The 20,874-nt window shown below is 56.9% G+C and carries 18 protein-coding genes; 12 read left to right on the top strand and 6 right to left on the bottom strand.

The window, feature by feature from the left end; translation table 11 throughout:
* Window positions 1-20: 20 nt before the first annotated feature.
* The 6 genes from hisS (at window position 21) to EQV93_RS01450 (ending at window position 6,796) form a co-directional block, all read left to right on the top strand.
* Window positions 21-1,310, top strand: a complete 1,290-nt coding sequence (gene hisS, locus EQV93_RS01475; protein ID WP_122784838.1) for a histidine--tRNA ligase — start codon at window positions 21-23, stop codon at window positions 1,308-1,310.
* A 41-nt stretch (window positions 1,311-1,351) separates the two neighbouring features.
* A complete protein-coding gene (locus EQV93_RS01470; protein WP_146425028.1) occupies window positions 1,352-1,993 on the top strand; it encodes a YfgM family protein in 642 nt (213 codons plus the stop codon).
* On the top strand, window positions 1,986-3,137 hold the full coding sequence (bamB, locus tag EQV93_RS01465; protein ID WP_146384167.1) for an outer membrane protein assembly factor BamB: 1,152 nt from the start codon (window positions 1,986-1,988) through the stop codon (window positions 3,135-3,137). The genes EQV93_RS01470 and bamB overlap by 8 nt, the downstream gene beginning before the upstream one ends.
* A gap of 138 nt (window positions 3,138-3,275) precedes the next feature.
* Window positions 3,276-4,745, top strand: coding sequence for a ribosome biogenesis GTPase Der (der, locus tag EQV93_RS01460; RefSeq protein WP_122784835.1), 1,470 nt, complete (start codon window positions 3,276-3,278; stop codon window positions 4,743-4,745).
* Window positions 4,746-4,868: 123 nt separating this feature from the next.
* Window positions 4,869-6,017, top strand: coding sequence for a pyridoxal phosphate-dependent aminotransferase (locus EQV93_RS01455; protein ID WP_240890756.1), 1,149 nt, complete (start codon window positions 4,869-4,871; stop codon window positions 6,015-6,017).
* A complete protein-coding gene (locus EQV93_RS01450) occupies window positions 6,005-6,796 on the top strand; it encodes an amidohydrolase (protein WP_146384163.1) in 792 nt (263 codons plus the stop codon). The genes EQV93_RS01455 and EQV93_RS01450 overlap by 13 nt, the downstream gene beginning before the upstream one ends.
* A gap of 219 nt (window positions 6,797-7,015) precedes the next feature.
* Here the strand turns inward: EQV93_RS01450 and leuA are convergent, their stop codons facing one another.
* From leuA to xseA, 3 genes are all read right to left on the bottom strand, one after another.
* Window positions 7,016-8,695, bottom strand: a complete 1,680-nt coding sequence (leuA, locus tag EQV93_RS01445; RefSeq protein WP_122784832.1) for a 2-isopropylmalate synthase — start codon at window positions 8,693-8,695, stop codon at window positions 7,016-7,018.
* Window positions 8,696-9,041: 346 nt separating this feature from the next.
* Window positions 9,042-9,866 (bottom strand): M23 family metallopeptidase, encoded by an 825-nt coding sequence (locus tag EQV93_RS01440; RefSeq protein WP_122784831.1) that lies wholly within the window; start codon window positions 9,864-9,866, stop codon window positions 9,042-9,044.
* A gap of 3 nt (window positions 9,867-9,869) precedes the next feature.
* Window positions 9,870-11,249, bottom strand: coding sequence for an exodeoxyribonuclease VII large subunit (gene xseA / locus EQV93_RS01435; protein WP_122784898.1), 1,380 nt, complete (start codon window positions 11,247-11,249; stop codon window positions 9,870-9,872).
* A gap of 79 nt (window positions 11,250-11,328) precedes the next feature.
* On the opposite strand from xseA, the gene EQV93_RS01430 reads away from it, so the two are divergent.
* The 6 genes from EQV93_RS01430 (at window position 11,329) to tadA (ending at window position 18,525) form a co-directional block, all read left to right on the top strand.
* Window positions 11,329-12,072 (top strand): sulfite exporter TauE/SafE family protein, encoded by a 744-nt coding sequence (locus EQV93_RS01430; protein WP_146425020.1) that lies wholly within the window; start codon window positions 11,329-11,331, stop codon window positions 12,070-12,072.
* 116 nt (window positions 12,073-12,188) lie between these two features.
* A complete protein-coding gene (locus tag EQV93_RS01425; protein WP_146384155.1) occupies window positions 12,189-12,737 on the top strand; it encodes a sugar ABC transporter ATPase in 549 nt (182 codons plus the stop codon).
* Between the two features lie 227 nt (window positions 12,738-12,964).
* Entirely contained in the window at window positions 12,965-14,434 is a 1,470-nt protein-coding gene (gene guaB / locus EQV93_RS01420) for an IMP dehydrogenase (RefSeq protein WP_122784829.1), read from the top strand.
* Between the two features lie 102 nt (window positions 14,435-14,536).
* Window positions 14,537-16,114: a glutamine-hydrolyzing GMP synthase gene (gene guaA / locus EQV93_RS01415; RefSeq protein WP_122784828.1), complete on the top strand. Its 1,578-nt coding sequence runs from the start codon at window positions 14,537-14,539 to the stop codon at window positions 16,112-16,114.
* Window positions 16,115-16,660: 546 nt separating this feature from the next.
* Window positions 16,661-18,037 (top strand): multicopper oxidase family protein, encoded by a 1,377-nt coding sequence (locus EQV93_RS01410; RefSeq protein WP_122784827.1) that lies wholly within the window; start codon window positions 16,661-16,663, stop codon window positions 18,035-18,037.
* On the top strand, window positions 18,037-18,525 hold the full coding sequence (tadA, locus tag EQV93_RS01405) for a tRNA adenosine(34) deaminase TadA (protein ID WP_122784826.1): 489 nt from the start codon (window positions 18,037-18,039) through the stop codon (window positions 18,523-18,525). Before EQV93_RS01410 ends, tadA begins: the two co-directional genes overlap by 1 nt.
* 25 nt (window positions 18,526-18,550) lie before the next feature.
* Here the strand turns inward: tadA and cmoB are convergent, their stop codons facing one another.
* The 3 genes from cmoB to EQV93_RS01390 form a co-directional block, all read right to left on the bottom strand.
* Window positions 18,551-19,507 (bottom strand): tRNA 5-methoxyuridine(34)/uridine 5-oxyacetic acid(34) synthase CmoB, encoded by a 957-nt coding sequence (cmoB, locus tag EQV93_RS01400; protein ID WP_240890755.1) that lies wholly within the window; start codon window positions 19,505-19,507, stop codon window positions 18,551-18,553.
* Window positions 19,504-20,247, bottom strand: coding sequence for a carboxy-S-adenosyl-L-methionine synthase CmoA (cmoA, locus tag EQV93_RS01395; RefSeq protein ID WP_122784824.1), 744 nt, complete (start codon window positions 20,245-20,247; stop codon window positions 19,504-19,506). Before cmoA ends, cmoB begins: the two co-directional genes overlap by 4 nt.
* A 109-nt stretch (window positions 20,248-20,356) precedes the next feature.
* Complete coding sequence (locus EQV93_RS01390) at window positions 20,357-20,854, bottom strand: hypothetical protein (protein ID WP_146425014.1); 498 nt, start codon at window positions 20,852-20,854, stop codon at window positions 20,357-20,359.
* Window positions 20,855-20,874 lie beyond the last annotated feature (20 nt).

Raw genomic sequence — 20,874 nt, 5'->3', positions numbered from 1 at the left:
AAACGAATTAAGGACTTTTTGTGAGCAAGTCTCTGCAAGCCATTCGTGGCATGAACGACATTCTGCCCGACCAGACACCTGTATGGCGTTACGTCGAGGGCAAGGTATCGCGTTTGCTGGATAACTACGGTTACAAGCAAATTCGTATGCCTATCGTCGAGTTCACCGAACTGTTCAAACGCTCCATCGGCGAAGTGACAGATATCGTCGAAAAAGAGATGTACACCTTCGAGGACCGCAACGGCGATTCGCTGACCTTGCGTCCTGAAGGCACGGCGGCGTGCGTGCGTGCAGTACTTGAGCACGGGATCACCGGCGGTGGTCAGGTTCAAAAGTTGTGGTACATCGGGCCGATGTTCCGCCACGAACGTCCGCAAAAAGGTCGCTATCGTCAGTTCCATCAGATTGGGGTTGAAGTGTTCAACCTGGATGGGCCGGACATCGATGCCGAATTGATCGTGCTGACCTGGCGTCTATGGGGCGAGCTGGGCATCCGTGATGCGGTCAAGCTCGAATTGAACAGCCTGGGTACCAGTGAGGCCCGCGCTCGCTATCGTGCGGCGCTGGTGCAATACCTGTCCTCGCGCTTGAGCGAGCTTGACGAAGATAGCCAGCGTCGTTTGAAATCCAACCCGCTGCGTGTGCTTGATACCAAGAACGCCGATACACAGGCTGTACTGGTCGATGCACCCAAGCTCGTGGATTACCTCGACGAAGAGTCTCGTGTGCATTTCGAAGGGCTGAAGGCACGTCTGGATGCTGCCGGTATCCCTTACGTGATCAACCCCAAGCTGGTTCGTGGCCTCGATTACTACAGCAAAACCGTATTTGAATGGGTCACTGACAAGCTGGGCGCTCAAGGCACTGTTTGCGCGGGCGGCCGTTATGACGGTCTGGTCGAGCAAATGGGCGGCAAACCGACCACGGGTGTTGGTTTTGCAATGGGCATCGAGCGTCTGATCCTGTTGGTCGAAACGCTTGAACAAATCCCGCAAGAACTGGCGCGTCAGGTGGACGTTTACCTGTGCGCGTTTGGTGAGGCCGCCGAATTGGCTGCCTTGGCCTTGAGCGAACGGGTTCGTGATCAGTTGCCGAACCTGCGCTTGCAGATCAATGCTGGCGCCGGCAGTTTCAAAAGCCAGTTTAAAAAAGCCGACAAAAGCGGTGCGCTGTACGCACTGATTCTGGGCGACGACGAATTGGCCCAGCAAGTGGTAGGCGTCAAACCTCTGCGTGGCCAGGGCGAACAACAAACGATTGCCTGGGATGCTCTAGCTGAGCACTTGGCCACCTGCGTTGTGCAGGGTTGAAGCTGTAAAAACAGCCGATTTAGCGAATAAGGAGTGTTGGGGTGTCGAGTAACGAAGATGAACAGCTGGGCGAGTTGAAAGACTGGTGGCAGCGTAACGGCAAACCCCTGCTGACTGGCGGCTTGCTTGCGCTGGTTGTGGTGTCGGGCTGGCAGCTATGGCACAAATATCAGGCGAATCAGTCGCAAGGTGCGTCGGTTCTCTATCAGCAATTGCTTGAAACCACACTCACGCCTGACGGTAAGCCCGATGTGGCACGTGTGGCTGATCTGGCCAACAAGTTGAAAGGCGAATACGCAGGTTCCGCCTACGCACAATTTGGCGGTTTGTTCGTGGCCAAAGTGGCCGTGGACAATGGCAAACTCGACGACGCAGCCACTGAGCTGAAAATCATTGTCGACAAGCCGGCCAACCCAACGCTGGGTGAAGTTGCACGTCAGCGTCTGGCTCAAGTTCTGGCAGCACAAGGCAAAGTTGATGATGCCTTGAAACTGCTTGAAGGTGATTCGGACAAGGCATTCCTGGCCAGCCGTGAAGAATTGAAAGGCGACCTGCTGGTTCAGCAGGGCCGTACTGACGACGCACGTGCCGCCTACGAAAAAGCTAAAGCCGCGCTGTCGGATGAAGCCGCGGTCGGTGGCTTACAAATCAAGCTGGACGACCTGGCCAAAGGGGATGCGTGAAGTGATTCGATGGAAACATGCGGCATTGCTGGCTCTGGTCGTTTTGGCCGCGGGTTGCAGCAGTAACAGCAAAAAAGAACTTCCACCGGCTGAATTGACCGACTTCAAAGAAGAAGTCGTGTTGCAAAAGCAGTGGGATCGCTCGATCGGTGACGGTCAGGGCAAAACCTACAACATGCTGGTGCCAGCGGTTGAAGGTAATAACATCTACGCCGCTGACGTGACGGGCGTAGTGATGTCTCTTGATCGCATGAACGGTGACGTTCAGTGGAAAAAAGACCTCGATCAGCCTGTTTCTGGCGCAGTAGGTCTGGGCTATGGTCTGGTGCTGCTGGGTACCTTGCAGGGTGATGTCATTGCTCTGGATGCCAGCAACGGTGAAGAGAAATGGCGTGCACGCGTTAACAGCGAAGTGCTGGCTCCGCCTGCAACCAACGGCGATATCGTTGTGGTTCAGACCCAGGACGATCATCTGATTGGCCTGGATGCCTCGACAGGCGATCAGCGCTGGATCTACGACAGCACCCCAGGTGTTCTGACCTTGCGTGGCACCGGTGCTCCGCTGGTCACCAATCACCTGGCGGTTGCAGGTCTGTCGACCGGCAAAGTCGTTGCGCTGGATACTCAGACCGGTGTGCCGGTATGGGAGCAGCGTGTGGCCGTACCGCAAGGTCGCTCGGAGCTGGAGCGCATCGTTGATATTGACGGCGGTCTGCTGTTGTCCGGCGGCACGCTGTATGTAGCGAGCTACCAGGGCCGCATGGCAGCACTGGAACTGGAAAGCGGTCGCGTGCTCTGGCAGCGTGATGCTTCCAGCTATGCCGGTGTCGCGCAGGGCTTTGGTAACGTCTACGTCAGCCTGGCGTCCGGTACGGTTGAAGGCGTTGATGAACGCTCGACCACAGCCTTGTGGAGCAACGATGCGCTGGCCCGCCGTCAACTGTCGGCACCAGAAGTGTTCTCCAGCTACGTGGCAGTCGGCGACATGGAAGGCTATCTGCACCTGCTCAGTCAGGTTGATGGTCGTTTCGTTGGCCGTACTCGCGTAGACAGTGATGGCCTTCGGGCACGTCCGCTGGTGGTCGGTGACATGATTTACGTGTTTGGTAACAGCGGCAAACTGGAAGCCCTGACCATTCGCTAAGGCGTCTATGCTTGAGACTCTAGGGTTTCAAGCAGCCTTGCTCTGGCAAGGCTCGCGGCACATATGTGCTGTTCCGAACTCTGGCCGCAGCCTTGCTGCGGCTTTTGTATTTTCTGAAATAACGAAGTGGAGAGCCGCATGGTTCCCGTAATCGCCCTGGTGGGCCGACCTAACGTCGGCAAGTCCACCTTGTTCAACCGCCTGACCAGGACTCGCGACGCTATCGTCGGCGACTTGTCCGGTCTGACCCGTGATCGCCAATACGGTGAGGCCAAGTGGCAAGGGCGTTCCTACATTCTGGTCGACACCGGTGGTATTTCCGGTGACGAGCACGGTATGGACGAAAAGATGGCCGAGCAGTCCCTGCTGGCGATCGAAGAAGCAGATGTTGTTCTGTTCCTGGTAGATGCGAAGGCGGGTTTTACCGCCGCTGACCAGATGATCGGCGAACACTTGCGTAAGCGTAACAAGCGTTCTTACGTTGTTGCCAACAAGGTCGATAACATCGATCCGGACATGGCTCGCGCCGAGTTCGCACCGTTGGGCATGGGTGATGCGATTCCAATCGCTGGTGCTCATGGTCGCGGTATCACGCAAATGCTGGAAATTGCCTTGAGCAACTTCCCGCGTGACGAAGAAGAGCCGGTCGACGGCGAAGAAGAAATCGTTCTCGAGGGTGAGGAAGCCAAGCGCATTCCTGGCCCAAGCGAAAAAGACGGTATCAAGATCGCTATCATTGGTCGCCCTAACGTCGGTAAATCGACCCTGGTTAACCGCATGCTCGGTGAAGACCGGGTGATCGTGTACGACCAGCCGGGTACCACGCGTGACAGTATCTACATCCCGTTTGAGCGTAATGACGAGAAGTACACGCTGATTGACACCGCCGGTGTGCGCAAGCGCGGCAAGATCCACGAAGAAGTTGAAAAGTTCTCCGTGGTCAAAACCTTGCAGGCGATCAAAGACGCTAACGTGGTGATCTTTGTAATGGATGCCCGTGAAGGCGTGGTAGACCATGACCTTAACTTGTTGGGCTTTGCGCTTGAGGCCGGTCGTGCACTGGTTATCGCGATCAACAAGTGGGACGGCATGACCCCGAGCGAGCGAGAGTTCGTGAAGGTTGAGCTGACGCGTCGCTTGTTCTTCGTCGACTTTGCTGACATTCACTTTATCTCGGCGTTGCATGGCACTGGCGTAGGTAACCTGTACCAGTCGGTGCAGAACTCCTTCAAGTCGGCAGTAACGCGCTGGCCGACCAACCGTCTGACCCAGATTCTGGAAGACGCGGTCAGCGAGCACGCGCCACCGATGGTTAACAGCCGCCGGATCAAGCTGCGTTATGCCCACTTGGGTGGTGCTAACCCGCCGATTATCGTGATTCACGGTAACCAGGTTGAGAAGGTTCCGAAGTCTTACGTCCGTTATCTCGAAAACACCTACCGTCGTGTCTTGAAACTGGTCGGTACGCCGATCCGCATCGAGTTCAAAGGTGGCGAGAACCCGTACGAAGGCAACAAGAACTCGCTGACCGACCGTCAGGTCAACAAGAAACGCCGCATGATGTCGCACCACAAGAAAGCCGAGAAAAATCGCAAAGACAAGCGCTGATAGCAGCACGTTTTAGCGTAATGAGAAAGGGTCCTAATGGACCCTTTTTCGTGTCCGGCGTTTGGGCTATTCTCGTTGAGTCCTGTGCCGCAGTCAGTGCCGGGAACTCAACAGGGAACGGCCATGATTATCAGCAAGCTGCCGAATGTCGGCACCACCATCTTCACACGCATGTCGCAGCTCGCGGCCGAGACCGGCGCTCTGAACCTGTCTCAGGGGTTTCCTGACTTTGATGGGCCGCAAGCCCTGCGTGACGCGGTTGGCCGCCATGTCAGCAATGGTCACAACCAGTATTCCCCCATGACCGGCTTGCCTGCCCTACGTCAGCAAGTAGCCGCCAAGATTGCCCGCAGTTACGGTGTTCAGGTCAATCCCGACAGCGAAGTCACGATTACTCCCGGCGCGACCCAAGCCATCTTTTGCGCGATTCAGGCGGTCATTCATGCGGGTGACGAAGTGATCGTCTTTGATCCCTGTTACGACAGCTACGAGCCCTCGGTTGAACTTGCCGGTGGCCGATGTGTGCATGTGCAATTAGGGCTGGGTGATTTTTCGATTGACTGGCAAAAGCTTGAAGAGGCGCTGAGCCCGCGTACGCGCATGATCATCCTCAACAGCCCGCATAACCCAAGCGGTGCGCTCATTACTCGGGCCGAACTGGATCAGTTGGCCAAGCTCATCGAAAACCGTGACATTTACCTCATCAGCGACGAGGTGTATGAGCACCTGGTGTACGACGGCGTGCCCCATGTCAGTGTTTTGTCGCATGCGCAGCTGTACGATCGTGCATTCGTGGTCAGCTCGTTCGGCAAGACTTACCACGTTACTGGTTGGAAAACGGGTTATGTCGTGGCGCCGCCGGCCCTGACAGCTGAGTTGCGCAAGGTTCATCAGTACGTCAGTTTTTGCGGAGTGACGCCTTTGCAGTATGCGTTGGCAGATTTTATGCAAGCTCATCCCGAGCATGTAGAAGAGCTGCCGGGGTTCTATCAGGCCAAGCGCGATATGTTTTGTGATTTGCTGAGCCCGTCGCGTTTTACGTTCAAACCCGTGGCAGGGACCTATTTTCAACTGGTCGATTACTCTCGAATTCGTCCCGACCTTGATGATGTCGCCATGGCCGAGTGGCTAACCCGTGAGCACGGTGTGGCGACGATTCCGGTGTCGGTGTTCTACCAGACCCCGCCTGAAGGGCAGCGGCTGGTTCGTTTATGTTTTGCAAAACGCGAGGAGACGCTGCGTGAAGCAGCAGAAAAACTATGCGTGATCTAAGTGGATTATCCGATTTAACCGTTGCGTTGGTTCAGACCACGCTGGTCTGGCATGACCGTCAGGCCAATTTCGAGCATTTTGAAGAGCTGCTGGAGCAAGCCAAAGGCGCTGATCTAGTGGTGTTGCCGGAGATGTTCACCACGGGCTTCAGCATGGAGTCAGAAACGCTGGCAGAGCCTGAGCACGGGCCTACTCAGGCCTGGATGGTCAAGCAGGCGAAAAGGCTTAATGCGGTCGTGACTGGAAGCATCATCGTGCAAGCGGCTGATGGCAGCCATCGTAATCGCCTGTTGTGGGCCCGCCCCGATGGTGAAGTGCTGCACTACGATAAGCGCCATTTGTTCCGCATGGCGGGTGAGCATGAGCATTTCACCCCGGGCGAGCGTCAGGTGCAGTTTGAAGTCAAAGGCTGGCGTATTCGTCCGTTGATTTGCTACGACCTGAGATTTCCGGTGTGGAGCAGTGACCCTCACGACACTGACTTGTTGCTGTACACCGCCAACTGGCCGGGTGCGCGTCGTTTGCACTGGAACCGCTTGCTGCCAGCACGTGCGATTGAAAACTTGTGCTACGTCGCAGCCGTCAATCGGGTGGGAACAGACGGTAAAGGTTTGGTCTATACCGGCGACAGCCATGTCTTCGACTTTCAAGGGGAGTCGTTGCTCAGTGCGGGGGAGGGTGATGGGGTGTTTGAAGTTCGCCTGAATGCGGCTGAACTGGCGGCTTACCGAGAGCGCTTTCCGGCTTATATGGATGCCGATACGTTCGAGTTTCGTTGACGGTTTTTCCCTCACCCTAACCCTCTCCCTGAGGGAGAGGGGACTGACCGAGCTGATTGTGGATTCACTGTAACAATCGGAAGCCGCTGAGTATCAGGAGCAATCCCCAATTTGTTCCCTCTCCCTCTGGGAGAGGGCTAGGGTGAGGGTTTTCTGTCAGCCAATACGCAAAAGGCCCCAGGGTTCGCACCTTGGGGCCTTTTGATATACAAGCGACGCTTATGCGGCTTTAGCCTCGCTTTCGCTCAGCGAGCGGTTCAGGGCGCTGAACAGGGCCTTGAAGCTGGCGGTGGTGATGTTTTCATCAATGCCCACGCCATGCACTGCGCGTTCACCATTCACGCGCAACTCAATGTAGGCCGCAGCTTTGGCATTAGTGCCTGCGCCAATCGCATGCTCGTTGTAATCCATGATCTCTGCTTTAACCGGCAGACCGGCCACCAGCGCTTCCAGTGCGCCATTACCCTTGCCGCTCCAGCGCAGATTAGTTTCACCGTCGCCTTTGGCGGACACTTCGACCTCTACCGCGCTGTGGCCGTTTTCTTCCTGAAGACGATGACTGACCAGTGCGTAAGGCGTATTGGCCTGCAAGTACTCACTGCGCAGCAAGTTGTGAATCTGTTGTGCAGTCATTTCAAGGCCCAGGCGATCAGTCTCGCGCTGAACGACCTGGCTGAATTCAATCTGCATGCGGCGCGGCAAGCTGATGCCGTATTCCTGTTCCAGCAGGTAGGCAATCCCGCCTTTGCCGGATTGGCTGTTCACGCGGATTACCGCTTCATAGCTACGGCCAATGTCTGCCGGGTCGATGGGCAAGTACGGTACTTCCCACAGGCCATCCGGTTTTTGCTGGGCGAAACCTTTGCGGATAGCGTCCTGATGCGAGCCAGAGAATGCGGTGTGGACCAAATCACCCACGTACGGGTGGCGCGGGTGCACCGGAATCTGGTTGCACTCTTCAACGACTTTGCGCACGCCGTCGATGTCGGAGAAATCCAGTTCAGGGTTCAGGCCCTGGGTGTACATGTTCAAAGCCACAGTCACCAGATCGACGTTACCGGTACGTTCACCGTTACCGAACAGGCAACCTTCAACGCGATCGGCACCCGCCATCAGGCCCAATTCAGTGGCGGCCACACCGGTGCCACGGTCGTTGTGGGTGTGCAGACTGATCAACACGCTGTCACGGCGATTGATATGGCGACCGAACCACTCGATCTGGTCGGCATAAATGTTCGGCGTGGCGCACTCAACGGTCGCAGGCAGGTTGAGGATCATTTTGTGTTCGGGAGTCGGGTTCCATACCTCGATCACCGCGTCGCACACTTCCTTGGCGAACTCCAGCTCGGTGGCGCTGAACGTTTCAGGCGAATACTCGAACGTCCAGTGAGTTTCAGGCTGTTGAGCCGCATATTTGACGAACAGCTTGGCCGCGCTGACGGCAATTTCCTTGATGCCTTCTTTGTCCTGGTTGAACACGATGCGTCGGAACGCCGGGCTGGTCGCGTTGTACAGGTGGACAATGGCTTTCTTCGCGCCGCGCAGCGACTCAAAGGTGCGAGCGATCAAGTCTTCACGGCCTTGGGTCAGCACCTGGATGGTGGTGTCGTCGGGGATATGCCCGTCTTCGATCAAGGTGCGCACGAAGTCAAAGTCGGTTTGCGATGCTGCCGGGAACGATGCCTCGATTTCTTTCACGCCTACGCTCACCAGCGTCTTCCAGAAACGCAGCTTCTTTACCGCATCCATCGGCTCGATCAGCGACTGGTTGCCGTCGCGCAAGTCGGAGCTGCACCAGATCGGCGCTTTGGTGATGGTTTTCGACGGCCAGGTGCGGTCAGGCAAGTTAATAACCGGGAAGGCGCGGTATTTGGAAGACGGGTCTTTGAGCATGGTCATCAGGCAATCCTTTTTGTACAAGTCGCAATTAATGAGCGGCTTGCTGAAGAAATACAAAGCATAAGGGGCGAGGCACCGCGACTAGCTTTGCAGTCGTGCACTGACGAGGCAAAGGCTGCGATGTTGGCGTTGCAGAATGAGGGTGTGAGAGCTATTCATGGCCTCAACCCTAACCCTGCGGGAGGGAAGATGGCAAGCAGCTAAATAATATTGAGAGAAATGCCCGGATGTTGGCGTTATTCGATCTTTTATTGCGCGAATATTGTCTGATGGTTGTTTTTATTGCATGGCTTAAAGGGATGTCCAGCAGTGCGTGCTGCTGATGGTCATCCCTTTGGCGGCGCTGTCAGGGTTGGAAGGCGCCGATAAAAATGGCCGGGTCAACCCGGGCATCATTGAGGCTGACGTTCCAGTGCATATGCGGGCCCGTGGCACGGCCGGTGGAGCCTACTTTGCCCACCACATCGCCACGCGCCAGTTGCTGGCCGACCTTTGTATCCACTTTCGACATGTGGCAAAACATGCTGATGAAGCCTTGGCCGTGGTCGACAAATACAGTGTTGCCGTTAAAAAAGTAGTTACCGATCAAGATGACCTTTCCCGCTGCCGGGGTCTTGATGGGAGTGCCCGCTGGCACGGCGAAATCGAGACCTGCGTGCGGGTTGCGCTCTTCGCCATTGAAGAATCGACGAACGCCGAACTTGCTCGACAGCGGCCCGTTAACGGGTTTATCGAGGAGCAGATTGCTTGGCGTGTTGGGGCTGAAGGTACGGTAGGCCTTGATCTGGATCGCCAGTTCGTTGTCGATGCGCTTGATGTCATTCGGGTTGGGGTTGACCTGACGCTGGTTTTTTAGGGTGATGCGTTGTTCCGGGTACTTCTTGGTGCCCACCGTAAAGTTAAGCTCGCGCCCGCCCGTAGTGATCTGCTGGATTCCAGGCTTGACGGTGAGTGGTATGCCGACAATGGCCCGCCAGGTGTCCTGCTCTTTAATCACCATAACGGGTTTGCCTTCAAAGGATGCCTTGGGCGCTTGTGCACCCGTTCCCAGCTCAATTACGGCTACCCCGCCCGGCACCGGCTTATTCAGCAAGCGCGTGATATAGCTGTCAGCAGCGTTGGCGTTCAGGGTCAGGCACAGCAAAAACAGTGCAGAGATAAAGCGCAGCATGGATCAATCCAATAATGAGAGGGTGACAGGCGTGAGATGGTTGTCTTCAACCCGAACTTGCAGTTCGCCTTCGCCTAGCCTGGCTTTCAACCGCTGGCCATTTTGGGTTTGTGCGGCGCTGCGGATGGCGTTGCCGCGCTCATCGAGCAAAATGCTGTAACCCCGGCCCAGCGTGGCCAAGGGGCTGACCACATGCAGGGTTTGCATTTGGGTTTGCAGCTGCAGGCGGCGCGACTTCAGCCCTTCGCGCATGGCGCGTGGCAAGCGCTCGGCCAGACTGTCCAGGCGTTGACGCAACAGAGCCAGTTGACGGCCCGGATGCTGACCGGCCAGACGCGTTTCGAGGCGGATAAGGCGTTCGCGGCGTGTATTGAGGTTGCGTTCGAATGCCCGACGCATGCGCATGTCCAAATCATCCAGGCGCTGTGATTGCTGGCGCAAGCGCTCTGCGGGGTTGCGCAGGCGTCGTGCCAAGCCGTCGAGACGCAGGCGATCACGCATCAGACGATCGCGGATGCGCATCACCAAGCGGCGGTGAAGGCTGTCGATACGCCGTTGCAGGTCGCTCGAGTCGGGGGCCAGCAACTCGGCGGCCGCTGAAGGCGTCGGGGCTCGGACGTCCGCCACAAAGTCAGCGATTGAAACATCGGTTTCGTGGCCAACAGCGCTGACGATAGGTGTGATGCATGCATCAATGGCTCGGGCCACGGCTTCTTCGTTAAAACACCACAGGTCTTCCAGCGAACCGCCGCCGCGGGCCAGAATCAGCGCGTCAAAACCTCGCGCATCGGCGAGTTTCAACGCTCGCACAATTTGTGCGGTGGCTTCGCGGCCTTGCACGGCGGTGGGGATGAGGGTCAATTCAACGTGCGGCGCGCGGCGACGGAAGACGCTGATGATGTCGCGGATCACCGCCCCGGTAGGCGAACTGACAATACCGATGCGCTTTGGGTGGGCGGGCAGGGCGACCTTGCGCTCAGCGCTGAACAGGCCTTCAGCGCTGAGTTTTTCTTTCAGCGCGTCGAACGCCAGGCGCAATGCGCCATCACCGGCAGGCTCTACGGTGTCGAGGATCAACTGATAATCCCCGCGGCCTTCAAACAGTGAAACCTTGCCGCGCACTTTGACCGCAAGGCCGTCTTTTAACGCCTGACGCACCCGCGCCGCATTGTTGCGAAACAGCGCGCAACGCACTTGGGCGCCGCTGTCCTTGAGCGTGAAATACACATGGCCAGAGGCCGGGCGGGCAAGGTTGGAGATCTCGCCTTCTACCCAGATGTTGCTGAACACGTCTTCGAGCAGGACCCGCGCCCGGCCGTTGAGTTGGCTGACGGTCAGGACTTCTCGGTCGAGGTTGAGTCGTGCAAAGGGATCTTTAATCATGGCGGCCATCATAAGGGTGGATTGTGATGACTGCACGGTCTGGTTAAAGTCGCGACACTAAAAATAAGGAAAGTGTGCAATGGAGTTGCCTTTTACCGGCAGTGAGTGGGTGTTGCTTGAGCTGACTATTGCGCTGGCTTATATCGTGTTCGGTGTGGCGGGTTTTGGTACTGCATTGGTGGCCGGGCCGATTTTGATCCTGTGCCTGCCCCTTTCAAAAATTATTCCGTTGTTGGTATTGCTGGATTTTGTCGCCGCATTTGGCAATTGGCTGCCCTCGCGCCGTGACGTGGCCCGCTCGGAACTGCTGCGATTGTTGCCGTGCATGGCGGTGGGTTGTGTGGTCGGCGTGGTGTTCCTGCTCAACCTCAAGTCCGACGTGTTACTGCTGTTGATGGGGCTTTTTATCACCGCATACGCTTTGTACAGCCTGGCCGTTAAGGTCAAGCCGAAACAGGTCGCTGCCGGTTGGGCCATTCCCACGGGTATTACGGGTGGATTGTTTGGCGCCCTGTTCGGTAGTGGCGGGTTTTTGTATGCGCTTTATCTTAATGCACGCTTGCCCAAAGACGCCGCCCGCGCCACCCAAAGTGCGCTAATCAGTTGCAGCACCGTGGTGCGCTTGAGCCTGTTTGTGATCGCGGGGGTGTACGCCGATGGGACGTTGCTCTTGCTCGCTGCCTGCTTGTTGCCAGCCATGGCACTTGGATTGTGGATTGGCCGACGGTTGACCCGCAAATTGTCCCGGGAAGCCTTTGTGCGGTTGGTCACCTGGTTGGTACTGGTCAGCGGGATTGCGTTGATTGTGCGCTACCTGAGTTAAACTGCGCGGCCTAATCCTGTATTCACTGCCGCAGGCTGCGATCCGCGAAACGGCTCTCAGCCTGTGGCTGCGACGACCGGATACAGAATTTGCTCTTATCCATATGTGCCATACCCATGAATTCGCAAAGCATCATCGTTCCAAAAATCTCAACCTTGCCGGTTCATGAGCCTCGTGCCCGGGCTATCGTGCGCTGGCTGGTGCGCAAGAACATCATCGAACAAGAGCTGACCACCTGTGGCCGAACCGGCAATGGCATGGCTTACGCCATCGCTCCCGGTGCTGCCAGTGTGGTGTTGCACCCTGAGGCCTTGCCTTTTGGTGAGGCGGTCAATGGTCTTGAAATCATCACCAAGCGCTGCATCTATACCCCGGCCAAGGGCTTTCTCGAAGAAGCCGGTTGCGCTGAATGCCGTAAAGAAGTCGGTGAAGCCTTGTTCGAAAGCCTTGAAGACTGGATGCCGGGGCGTACCGACAACTTCACGTGCCCGCTGTGCGCCCACGAAGATGACATCAACGGTTTTCTTTTTTTGCAGCCGTGTGCGTTTTCCAATCTGGGGTTTATTTTCAATAACTGGGCTGAAGCGGGGTTCAAGCAAAGTTTCCTCGATGAATTTGCCGACTGGCTGGATCAGCCGGTGGCGTGGGTGAAGGTAGAGTTGTAAGCCTTTAGTCGCTGTCTGAGGCTGTGAAGGGGTGCGCAGCAACCCCTTACCTGAAAGCTGCGCATTACCTTTATCGGCCTTCGCCAGCGTCAAAGGTGGGCTAGCTGTCCGCAGAGTCAATAAATCATTGACCCTTAGCGCAAAACTCTCTAAAGGTTTCCGTTGAGAGAGTCAGGTGTTTTAAGTACAATGGCGCGCTTCCATTTTCCCGCTCGGGAGCCCCAGCGATGCTGCGTATCAGCCAAGAAGCACTCACATTCGATGACATCCTTCTCGTCCCCGGTTATTCCGAGGTTCTCCCGAACGAAGTCAGCCTTAAGACTCGTTTGACCCGTGGCATTGAACTGAATATTCCGCTGGTTTCCGCCGCAATGGACACCGTAACTGAAGCCCGTCTGGCAATCGCCATGGCTCAGGAAGGCGGTATCGGCATTATTCACAAGAACATGACCATCGAGCAGCAAGCTCACGAAGTACGCAAAGTTAAGCGTTACGAAGCCGGTGTGGTTAAAGAACCGATCACCATCGAAGCTGACGCTACTGTTCGTGAACTGTTCGAATTGACCCGCCAGCACAATATCTCCGGCGTTCCTGTACTGCACAATGGCGACCTGGTCGGCATCGTGACGTCCCGTGACGTGCGTTTCGAGAACCGTCTGGAAGCCACTGTTCGTGAAGTGATGACGCCTAAAGAGCGTCTGGTCACGGTCAAGGAAGGCGCCGACAAGGACGAAGCCCGCGAGCTGTTGCACAAGCACCGCATTGAGCGCGTACTGATCGTTGATGACAAATTTGCCCTCAAAGGCATGATGACCGTCAACGACATCGAAAAAGCCAAGGCGTACCCGCTGGCCAGCAAGGATGATCAAGGTCGTCTGCGCGTAGGCGCTGCGGTCGGCACGGGTAAAGACACTGCAGATCGCGTTGCTGCTCTTGTGGCTGCGGGCGTTGATGTGGTGGTGGTAGATACCGCGCATGGTCACTCCAAAGGCGTTATCGATCGCGTACGTTGGGTCAAGCAGAACTTCCCTGACGTTCAGGTCATTGGCGGCAACATCGCCACGGGCGCTGCCGCTCTGGCACTGGCCGAAGCCGGCGCTGATGCCGTTAAGGTCGGTATCGGTCCAGGCTCGATCTGCACCACACGTATCGTTGCCGGTGTTGGCGTTCCACAAATCAGCGCCATTGCCAATGTGGCCGCTGCCCTTGAAGGCACGGGCGTACCGTTGATCGCTGACGGCGGCATCCGTTTCTCGGGTGACCTGTCCAAGGCTATCGTTGCCGGTGCATCGTGCGTGATGATGGGCTCGATGTTTGCCGGTACTGAAGAAGCGCCGGGTGAGATCGAGCTGTTCCAGGGCCGTTCGTACAAGGCCTATCGCGGCATGGGCTCGCTGGGTGCGATGTCGCAATCCCAAGGTTCCTCCGACCGTTACTTCCAGGACTCGTCCGCGGGTGCCGAGAAGCTGGTGCCGGAAGGCATCGAAGGTCGTGTGCCGTACAAAGGCTCGCTGACAGCGATCATTCACCAACTGATGGGCGGTCTGCGTTCTTCGATGGGTTACACCGGCAGCGCCGACATCGAGCAAATGCGTACCAAGCCTGAGTTCGTGCGTATCACTGGCGCGGGCATGGCTGAATCCCACGTTCACGACGTGCAGATCACCAAAGAAGCACCTAACTATCGCGTAGGTTGATAGTGATCGCATTCGGGCCAAACCCGGGTGCGATACGAATTAAATCACCGGGGCTGTTTGATTCAGCCCCGTGTCGTTTCTGAAATTTATCGAGATTTTGTCATGGCCCTCGACATTCACGCTCACCGCATCCTGATTCTGGACTTCGGTTCCCAGTACACCCAGCTGATCGCTCGTCGCGTTCGCGAAATCGGCGTTTACTGCGAACTGCACCCGTTCGACATGGATGACGCTGCGATCCGCGAATTCGCCCCTAAAGGCATCATCCTGGCCGGTGGCCCGGAATCCGTGCACGAAGCTGGCAGCCCGCGCGCGCCTCAAGCTGTATTTGACCTGGGTGTACCCGTTTTCGGTATCTGCTACGGCATGCAGACCATGGCTGAACAGCTGGGCGGCAAGGTTGAAGGTTCCGAGCTGCGTGAGTTCGGTTATGCCCGCGTAGACGTGGTCGGCAAAAGCCGTCTGCTGGACGGTATCGAAGACCATATCGACGCTGATGGCCTGTACGGTCTGGACGTGTGGATGAGCCACGGTGACAAAGTCACCAAGATGCCATCGGACTTCCACATTCTGGCCAGCACCCCGAGCTGCCCGATTGCCGGCATGTACAACGACGAGCGCGGCTACTACGGCGTTCAGTTCCACCCGGAAGTGACCCACACCAAGCAAGGCGGTCGTATCCTGTCGCGCTTTATTCTCGACATTTGCGGCTGTGAAGCCCTGTGGACGCCGTCGAAAATCGCTGAAGACGCGATTGCCAACGTCCGTGCCCAGGTCGGTACCGACAACGTATTGCTGGGCTTGTCCGGCGGCGTTGACTCCTCGGTTGTGGCCGCGTTGCTGCACAAGGCGATCGGCGATCAACTGACGTGCGTATTCGTGGACAACGGCCTGCTGCGCTTGCACGAAGGTGAGCAAGTGATGGCCATGTTCGCCGAGAACATGGGCGTCAAAGTGATTCGCGCCAACGCGGCGGACCAGTTCCTGAACAATCTGGCTGGCGAAAGCGATCCGGAGAAGAAGCGCAAGATCATCGGTCGTACCTTTATCGACGTGTTCGATGCCGAATCCTGCAAGCTGGACAACATCAAGTACCTGGCGCAGGGCACGATCTACCCGGACGTGATCGAGTCGGCTGGCGCGAAAAGCGGCAAGGCTCACGTCATCAAGTCGCACCACAACGTGGGCGGCCTGCCGGACGAGATGAACCTCAAGCTGGTCGAACCGCTGCGTGAGCTGTTCAAGGACGAAGTTCGTCGTCTGGGTCTGGAACTTGGCCTGCCGTATGACATGGTCTACCGTCACCCGTTCCCGGGCCCGGGCCTGGGTGTCCGTATTCTGGGTGAAGTGAAAAAGGAATACGCCGACCTGCTGCGTCGTGCTGACCACATCTTCATTGAAGAACTGCGTAAAGCTGACTGGTACCACAAAGTCAGCCAGGCATTCGTAGTGTTCCAGCCGGTGAAATCGGTGGGTGTTGTTGGAGATGGTCGCCGTTACGCCTGGGTTGTTGCCCTGCGTGCCGTTGAAACCATCGACTTCATGACTGCTCGTTGGGCACACCTGCCTTACGAGCTGCTTGAAACCGTGAGCGGTCGCATCATCAACGAGATCGAAGGCATTTCGCGCGTTACTTACGACGTGTCGAGCAAGCCGCCAGCAACGATTGAGTGGGAATAAGTCAGACCGGCTTAACGGTTTGAACTGAAAAAGGCGGCCAACATTCTGTGTTGGCCGCCTTTTTTATGGAGGCAAAAGCCCCTCACCCCAACCCTCTCCCAGAGGGAGAGGGGGCTGTTTTGTGTCGTTTGGGAAATTTTGCTACGACGTGGATCAGTCCTTCCCCAGAGGGAGAGGGGGCTGTTTTGTGTCGTTTGGGAGATTTTGCTACGACGTGGATCAGTCCTTCTCCAGAGGGAGAGGGGGCTGTTTTGTGTCGTTTGGGAAATTTTGCTACGACGTGGATCAGTCCTTCTCCAGAGGGAGAGGGGGCTGTTTTGTGTCGTTTTGGAAATTTGCTACGACGTGGATCAGTCCTTCTCCAGAGGGAGAGAGGCTATTTTGTGTCGTCTGGAAAAGGTAGCCACGACGTAGATCAGTCCCCTCTCCCTCCGGGAGAGGGTTAGGGTGAGGGCGCTTGCTCTTACGATTTCTCATTTGCAGGTGTATCGTATTCGCCTTTTGCGGGCTCAGCGCCCGCGCCGGATACGAGAGGTAATTAAATCCATGTCCTTTACCCGTCGACAAATACTCGGTGGTTTGGCCGGCCTGGTAGTGGTGGGTGTTGGCGCAGGAGGCGCTTCGCGTTACTGGTTAGGCAAGATGGCCGATGCTGAAGCTGGCCACGATTACGAACTGATCGCCGCTCCGCTTGATGTTGAGCTGGTGCCGGGTCATCAGACCGAGGCCTGGGCCTTTGGCCCTTCGGCGCCCGGCACGGAGTTACGGGTGCGTCAGGGCGAATGGCTGCGGGTGCGCTTCATCAATCATTTACCCGTGGCGACCACCATTCATTGGCATGGCATCCGTCTGCCGCTGGAAATGGACGGCGTCCCTTATGTGTCGCAATTGCCTGTTCTGCCCGGTGAGTACTTCGATTACAAATTCCGTGTACCCGATGCAGGCAGCTATTGGTATCACCCGCACGTCAACAGCAGCGAAGAGCTGGGCCGGGGGCTGGTCGGGCCGCTGATTGTTGAAGAGCGCGAGCCCACGGGTTTCAAGCACGAGCGCACGCTGAGCATCAAAAACTGGCACGTGGACGAAGAGGGCGGTTTTCTGCCGTTCAGCATCACCCGTGAAGCCGCACGAGGGGGGACAGCAGGACGGTTGTCGACGATTAACGGCACCCATGTACCAACCATTGATTTGCCCGCCGGGCAGATCACCCGGGTGCGGATTCTCAACCTCGACAACACGCTGACCTATCGCCTGAATATTCCCGGCGTTGAAGCCAAAATTTACGCACTGGACGGTAACCCCATCGAGCCGCGCCCGCTGGGCAAGGATTACTGGCTAGGGCCGGGCATGCGTATTTGTCTGGCGATCAAGGCGCCGCCTGCAGGTGAAGAGCTGTCGTTGCGTGATGGCCCTGTGCGTTTGGGCACATTGCGTTCGGTCGCTAATAACGATGCCCCGAACGAATGGCCGCCTGCATTGCCAGCCAATCCGATTGCCGAGCCGGATGTGGCAAATGCCGAGAAGATTAATTTCAACTTTGAATGGGTCGGCTCGGTGTCAGAGAATCAGAACGGTGATCAACCGCCCAGCCTGTGGCAAATCAATGGTATTGCCTGGGACATCAAGGACAAGACGTGTGCTGATCGCCCTATTGCCAAGCTCAAGCTGGGGCAGAGCTACATTTTCGAATTGAAGAACATGACGCAGTACCAGCACCCGATTCACTTGCACGGTATGAGCTTCAAAGTGCTGGCGTCCAATCGCAAAAAGATCACACCGTATTTCACCGATACTTACCTGTTGGGTAAAAACGAGCGTGCCCGCGTAGCGCTGGTGGCGGATAATCCCGGCGTGTGGATGTTCCACTGCCATGTGATTGACCACATGGAAACCGGCCTGATGGCCGCCATTGAGGTTTCCTGATGCGACAAGGGCGTCAACCCCAGATCATCGACCGCAGTCGCGATCAAGAGTACATGCGTGAAGCGCTGGCGTTGGCCGCGCAGGGTGCCGCGTTAGGCGAAGTGCCGGTGGGCGCGGTGCTGGTGCAAGACGGCGAGATTATCGGTCGAGGGTTCAACTGCCCGATCAGTGGCAGCGATCCCAGTGCCCATGCCGAAATGGTCGCCATTCGGGCTGCCGCTGCTGCGGCCAGTAACTACAGGTTGCCCGGCAGTACGCTGTACGTAACCCTGGAGCCGTGCAGCATGTGTGCGGGCCTGATCGTGCATTCGCGGGTATCGCGGGTGGTGTACGGCGCGGTGGAGCCCAAGGCAGGGATTGTAGAAAGCCAGGGGCAGTTCTTTACCCAAGGCTTTCTTAATCACCGCGTGCTGTTCGAAGGTGGGGTATTGGCCGAGGAGTGCGGGGCGATCCTCAGCGAGTTCTTCAAGGCCCGACGAGCGAAGTAGCCGTACGGGCACTGATGAGCAGGGCTTACTTCTTCGCCACTATCACTGCACGCATAGGCGCTGGCAGCCCCTCGATGGTTTTGCTGTGGTCGTTCGGGTCAAGGTAATCACTGAGCGACTGAAACTTCATCCATTCTGTGGCGCGTTGTTCTTCCACCGTGGTGATGCTCACATCCACGCAGCGTACATCGCTGAAACCCGCGCGGCGCAACCAGCGCTCCAGTGCCGCAATTGACGGCAGGAACCAGACGTTGCGCATTTGCGCGTAGCGGTCTTCGGGCACCAACACCTGATTGACATCACCTTCAATCACTAGCGTTTCCAGCACCAGTTCGCCGCCTTTGACCAGGCAGTCTTTGAGCGCGAGCAAGTGCTCGATGGGCGAGCGGCGATGGTAGAACACGCCCATGGAAAACACGGTGTCAAAGCCTTCCAGATTCGCGGGCAGGTCTTCGAACGGGAAGGGCAGGTGCCACGCCGCTTCTTGCTGCAAGTAGCGTTGTACAGCCTGGAACTGGCAGAAGAACAGCCAGTTTGGATCGACCCCGATCACGCTGTGTGCACCCGCGCCCAGCATGCGCCACATGTAATACCCATTGCCGCAACCTACATCGAGGACGCGTTTGCCCTGCAGGTCGATGTGGGGTGCGACCCGCGACCACTTCCAGTCGGAGTGCCATTCCGTGTCGACATGTACCCCGAACAAATCGAACGGCCCCTTGCGCCACGGTGACAAGCCCATCAGTGCCTGACGCATCTGTGCACGGGTTTCGTCGTCGCAATCGGTGTCCAGCCTCAGGCCGTCAAGCAAGTCGATTTCGGTTGGTACAACGTCAGGCAATGCATCCAGGGCGCTTTGCCAGCGCTCAAGGTCGCCATGACCTTTCTCCATTTTGGCGTCGAGCCGGGCTTGCAGTGTGGTGGCCCATTCAGCCAGAGGTGTTGCGGCAAGACGCCGGACGAGGGGGGAAAGATCAATCATGGCAAGGCAATCAACGAGGCAAAGTTAAGACACTGGAACCACGGCACGACTTTCGAGAACCCGGCCGCCAGCAGGCGTTCGCGGTGTTCTTCGAGGCTGTCGGGCTTCATGACGTTTTCGATGGCGCTGCGCTTTTGCGCTATTTCGAGGTCGCTGTAACCGTTGGCGCGTTTAAAGGCGATGTGCAGGTCAGTCAGCAGTTCATGCTCTTGTGGATCACTGAAACGCAGTTTCTCCGACAAAATCAGCGCACCGCCAGGCAGCAACGACTGGCGGATGCGGCTGAGCAAGGTCAGACGCTCGTGTGGGGCAATGAATTGTAGGGTGAAGTTTAGTGCCACCACCGATGCGGGCTGAAACTCCAGGGCAAGAATGTCGCCCTCAATGACCTCTACCGGCAGCAACTCCTGAAACATCGAGTTTTGCCCGTTGAGGTACTCGCGACAGCGCTCAACCATCGCCGCCGAGTTGTCTACGGCAATCACGGAGCAGCCTTCTGTGCGCACATGACGACGCAATGCCTGAGTGACGGCCCCCAGTGAACTGCCCAAGTCGTATAGCACGCTGTTGGGCTGAGCGAATTGGGCGGCAAGTACCCCGAGGTTTTCGACAATGGTCGGATAACCGGGCACCGAGCGTTTGATCATGTCCGGGAACACCCGCACGACGTCTTCGTTAAAGGCGAAGTCCGGCACCTGGGCCAGGGGCTGGGCGAATATACGGTCGGGGTCTTGGCTCACGGCGGTTCCGGCGGTGATTTTTCAAAGGGGCGGTATTTTAGCCAAGTTGGCGCCGGGATGCGCGGTTTGTCTGATGAACCACGCATCTTAAGGGGCTGGAGGATGACTGCTAGTCACATTCACACAGCGTGGAAGACACGGCGAGATTGCCAGAGACAGTCAAGTCAATGCCTTCGCTGTCTTTTGCGGAGAACGAAAAGGCGGTGAGGGTATAGGTACTTCCTTCAACTTGAAGGTCCAATGTCCCACTCAGACCTTCGCAGTTGTAGTACACCTCATTGCCGCCTATCGTCGCGAACTCGACATAGGAGAGTGCATGAATGTCACCGGCCTGACCGGAGGTAAACGTGTATTGCCCTGATTCCAGGCCCAGTGTCAGCGTGAAGTTGATTACGCGGTACTCATAAGACCCAAACGTTGCTGCCGACGCCGCAATGCTGACGGTATTCAAGCCGCTACCGAGCAGAATGTCATCGGCGTTGAAATCAGGTCTTCCGGTCACTGTGGCAGTTGCTTCACTGACCCTGAGACGTGATGTTTGCGGCCCTTGTTTTTGGGGTTTGTGGGTGCTGTTAACAGCGGCGGATTTTGGCGTGTTATCGACCATGATTGAACCCTCTCAGTTTA

The organism is Pseudomonas sp. TMW22091 (assembly GCF_022496705.1).
Classification (GTDB): domain Bacteria; phylum Pseudomonadota; class Gammaproteobacteria; order Pseudomonadales; family Pseudomonadaceae; genus Aquipseudomonas; species Aquipseudomonas saxonica.
This window is presented reverse-complemented; position numbering and strand designations above follow the sequence as displayed.

Coding starts and splice junctions, on each gene's coding strand:
- bamB (WP_146384167.1), top strand. CDS start 1,986: ATGCGTGAAGTGATTCGATGGAAACATGCGGCATTGCTGGCTCTGGTC.
- der (WP_122784835.1), top strand. CDS start 3,276: ATGGTTCCCGTAATCGCCCTGGTGGGCCGACCTAACGTCGGCAAGTCC.
- EQV93_RS01455 (WP_240890756.1), top strand. CDS start 4,869: ATGATTATCAGCAAGCTGCCGAATGTCGGCACCACCATCTTCACACGC.
- EQV93_RS01450 (WP_146384163.1), top strand. CDS start 6,005: ATGCGTGATCTAAGTGGATTATCCGATTTAACCGTTGCGTTGGTTCAG.
- leuA (WP_122784832.1), bottom strand. CDS start 8,695: ATGACCATGCTCAAAGACCCGTCTTCCAAATACCGCGCCTTCCCGGTT.
- EQV93_RS01440 (WP_122784831.1), bottom strand. CDS start 9,866: ATGCTGCGCTTTATCTCTGCACTGTTTTTGCTGTGCCTGACCCTGAAC.
- xseA (WP_122784898.1), bottom strand. CDS start 11,249: ATGATTAAAGATCCCTTTGCACGACTCAACCTCGACCGAGAAGTCCTG.
- EQV93_RS01430 (WP_146425020.1), top strand. CDS start 11,329: ATGGAGTTGCCTTTTACCGGCAGTGAGTGGGTGTTGCTTGAGCTGACT.
- EQV93_RS01425 (WP_146384155.1), top strand. CDS start 12,189: ATGAATTCGCAAAGCATCATCGTTCCAAAAATCTCAACCTTGCCGGTT.
- guaB (WP_122784829.1), top strand. CDS start 12,965: ATGCTGCGTATCAGCCAAGAAGCACTCACATTCGATGACATCCTTCTC.
- guaA (WP_122784828.1), top strand. CDS start 14,537: ATGGCCCTCGACATTCACGCTCACCGCATCCTGATTCTGGACTTCGGT.
- EQV93_RS01410 (WP_122784827.1), top strand. CDS start 16,661: ATGTCCTTTACCCGTCGACAAATACTCGGTGGTTTGGCCGGCCTGGTA.
- tadA (WP_122784826.1), top strand. CDS start 18,037: ATGCGACAAGGGCGTCAACCCCAGATCATCGACCGCAGTCGCGATCAA.
- cmoB (WP_240890755.1), bottom strand. CDS start 19,507: ATGATTGATCTTTCCCCCCTCGTCCGGCGTCTTGCCGCAACACCTCTG.
- EQV93_RS01390 (WP_146425014.1), bottom strand. CDS start 20,854: ATGGTCGATAACACGCCAAAATCCGCCGCTGTTAACAGCACCCACAAA.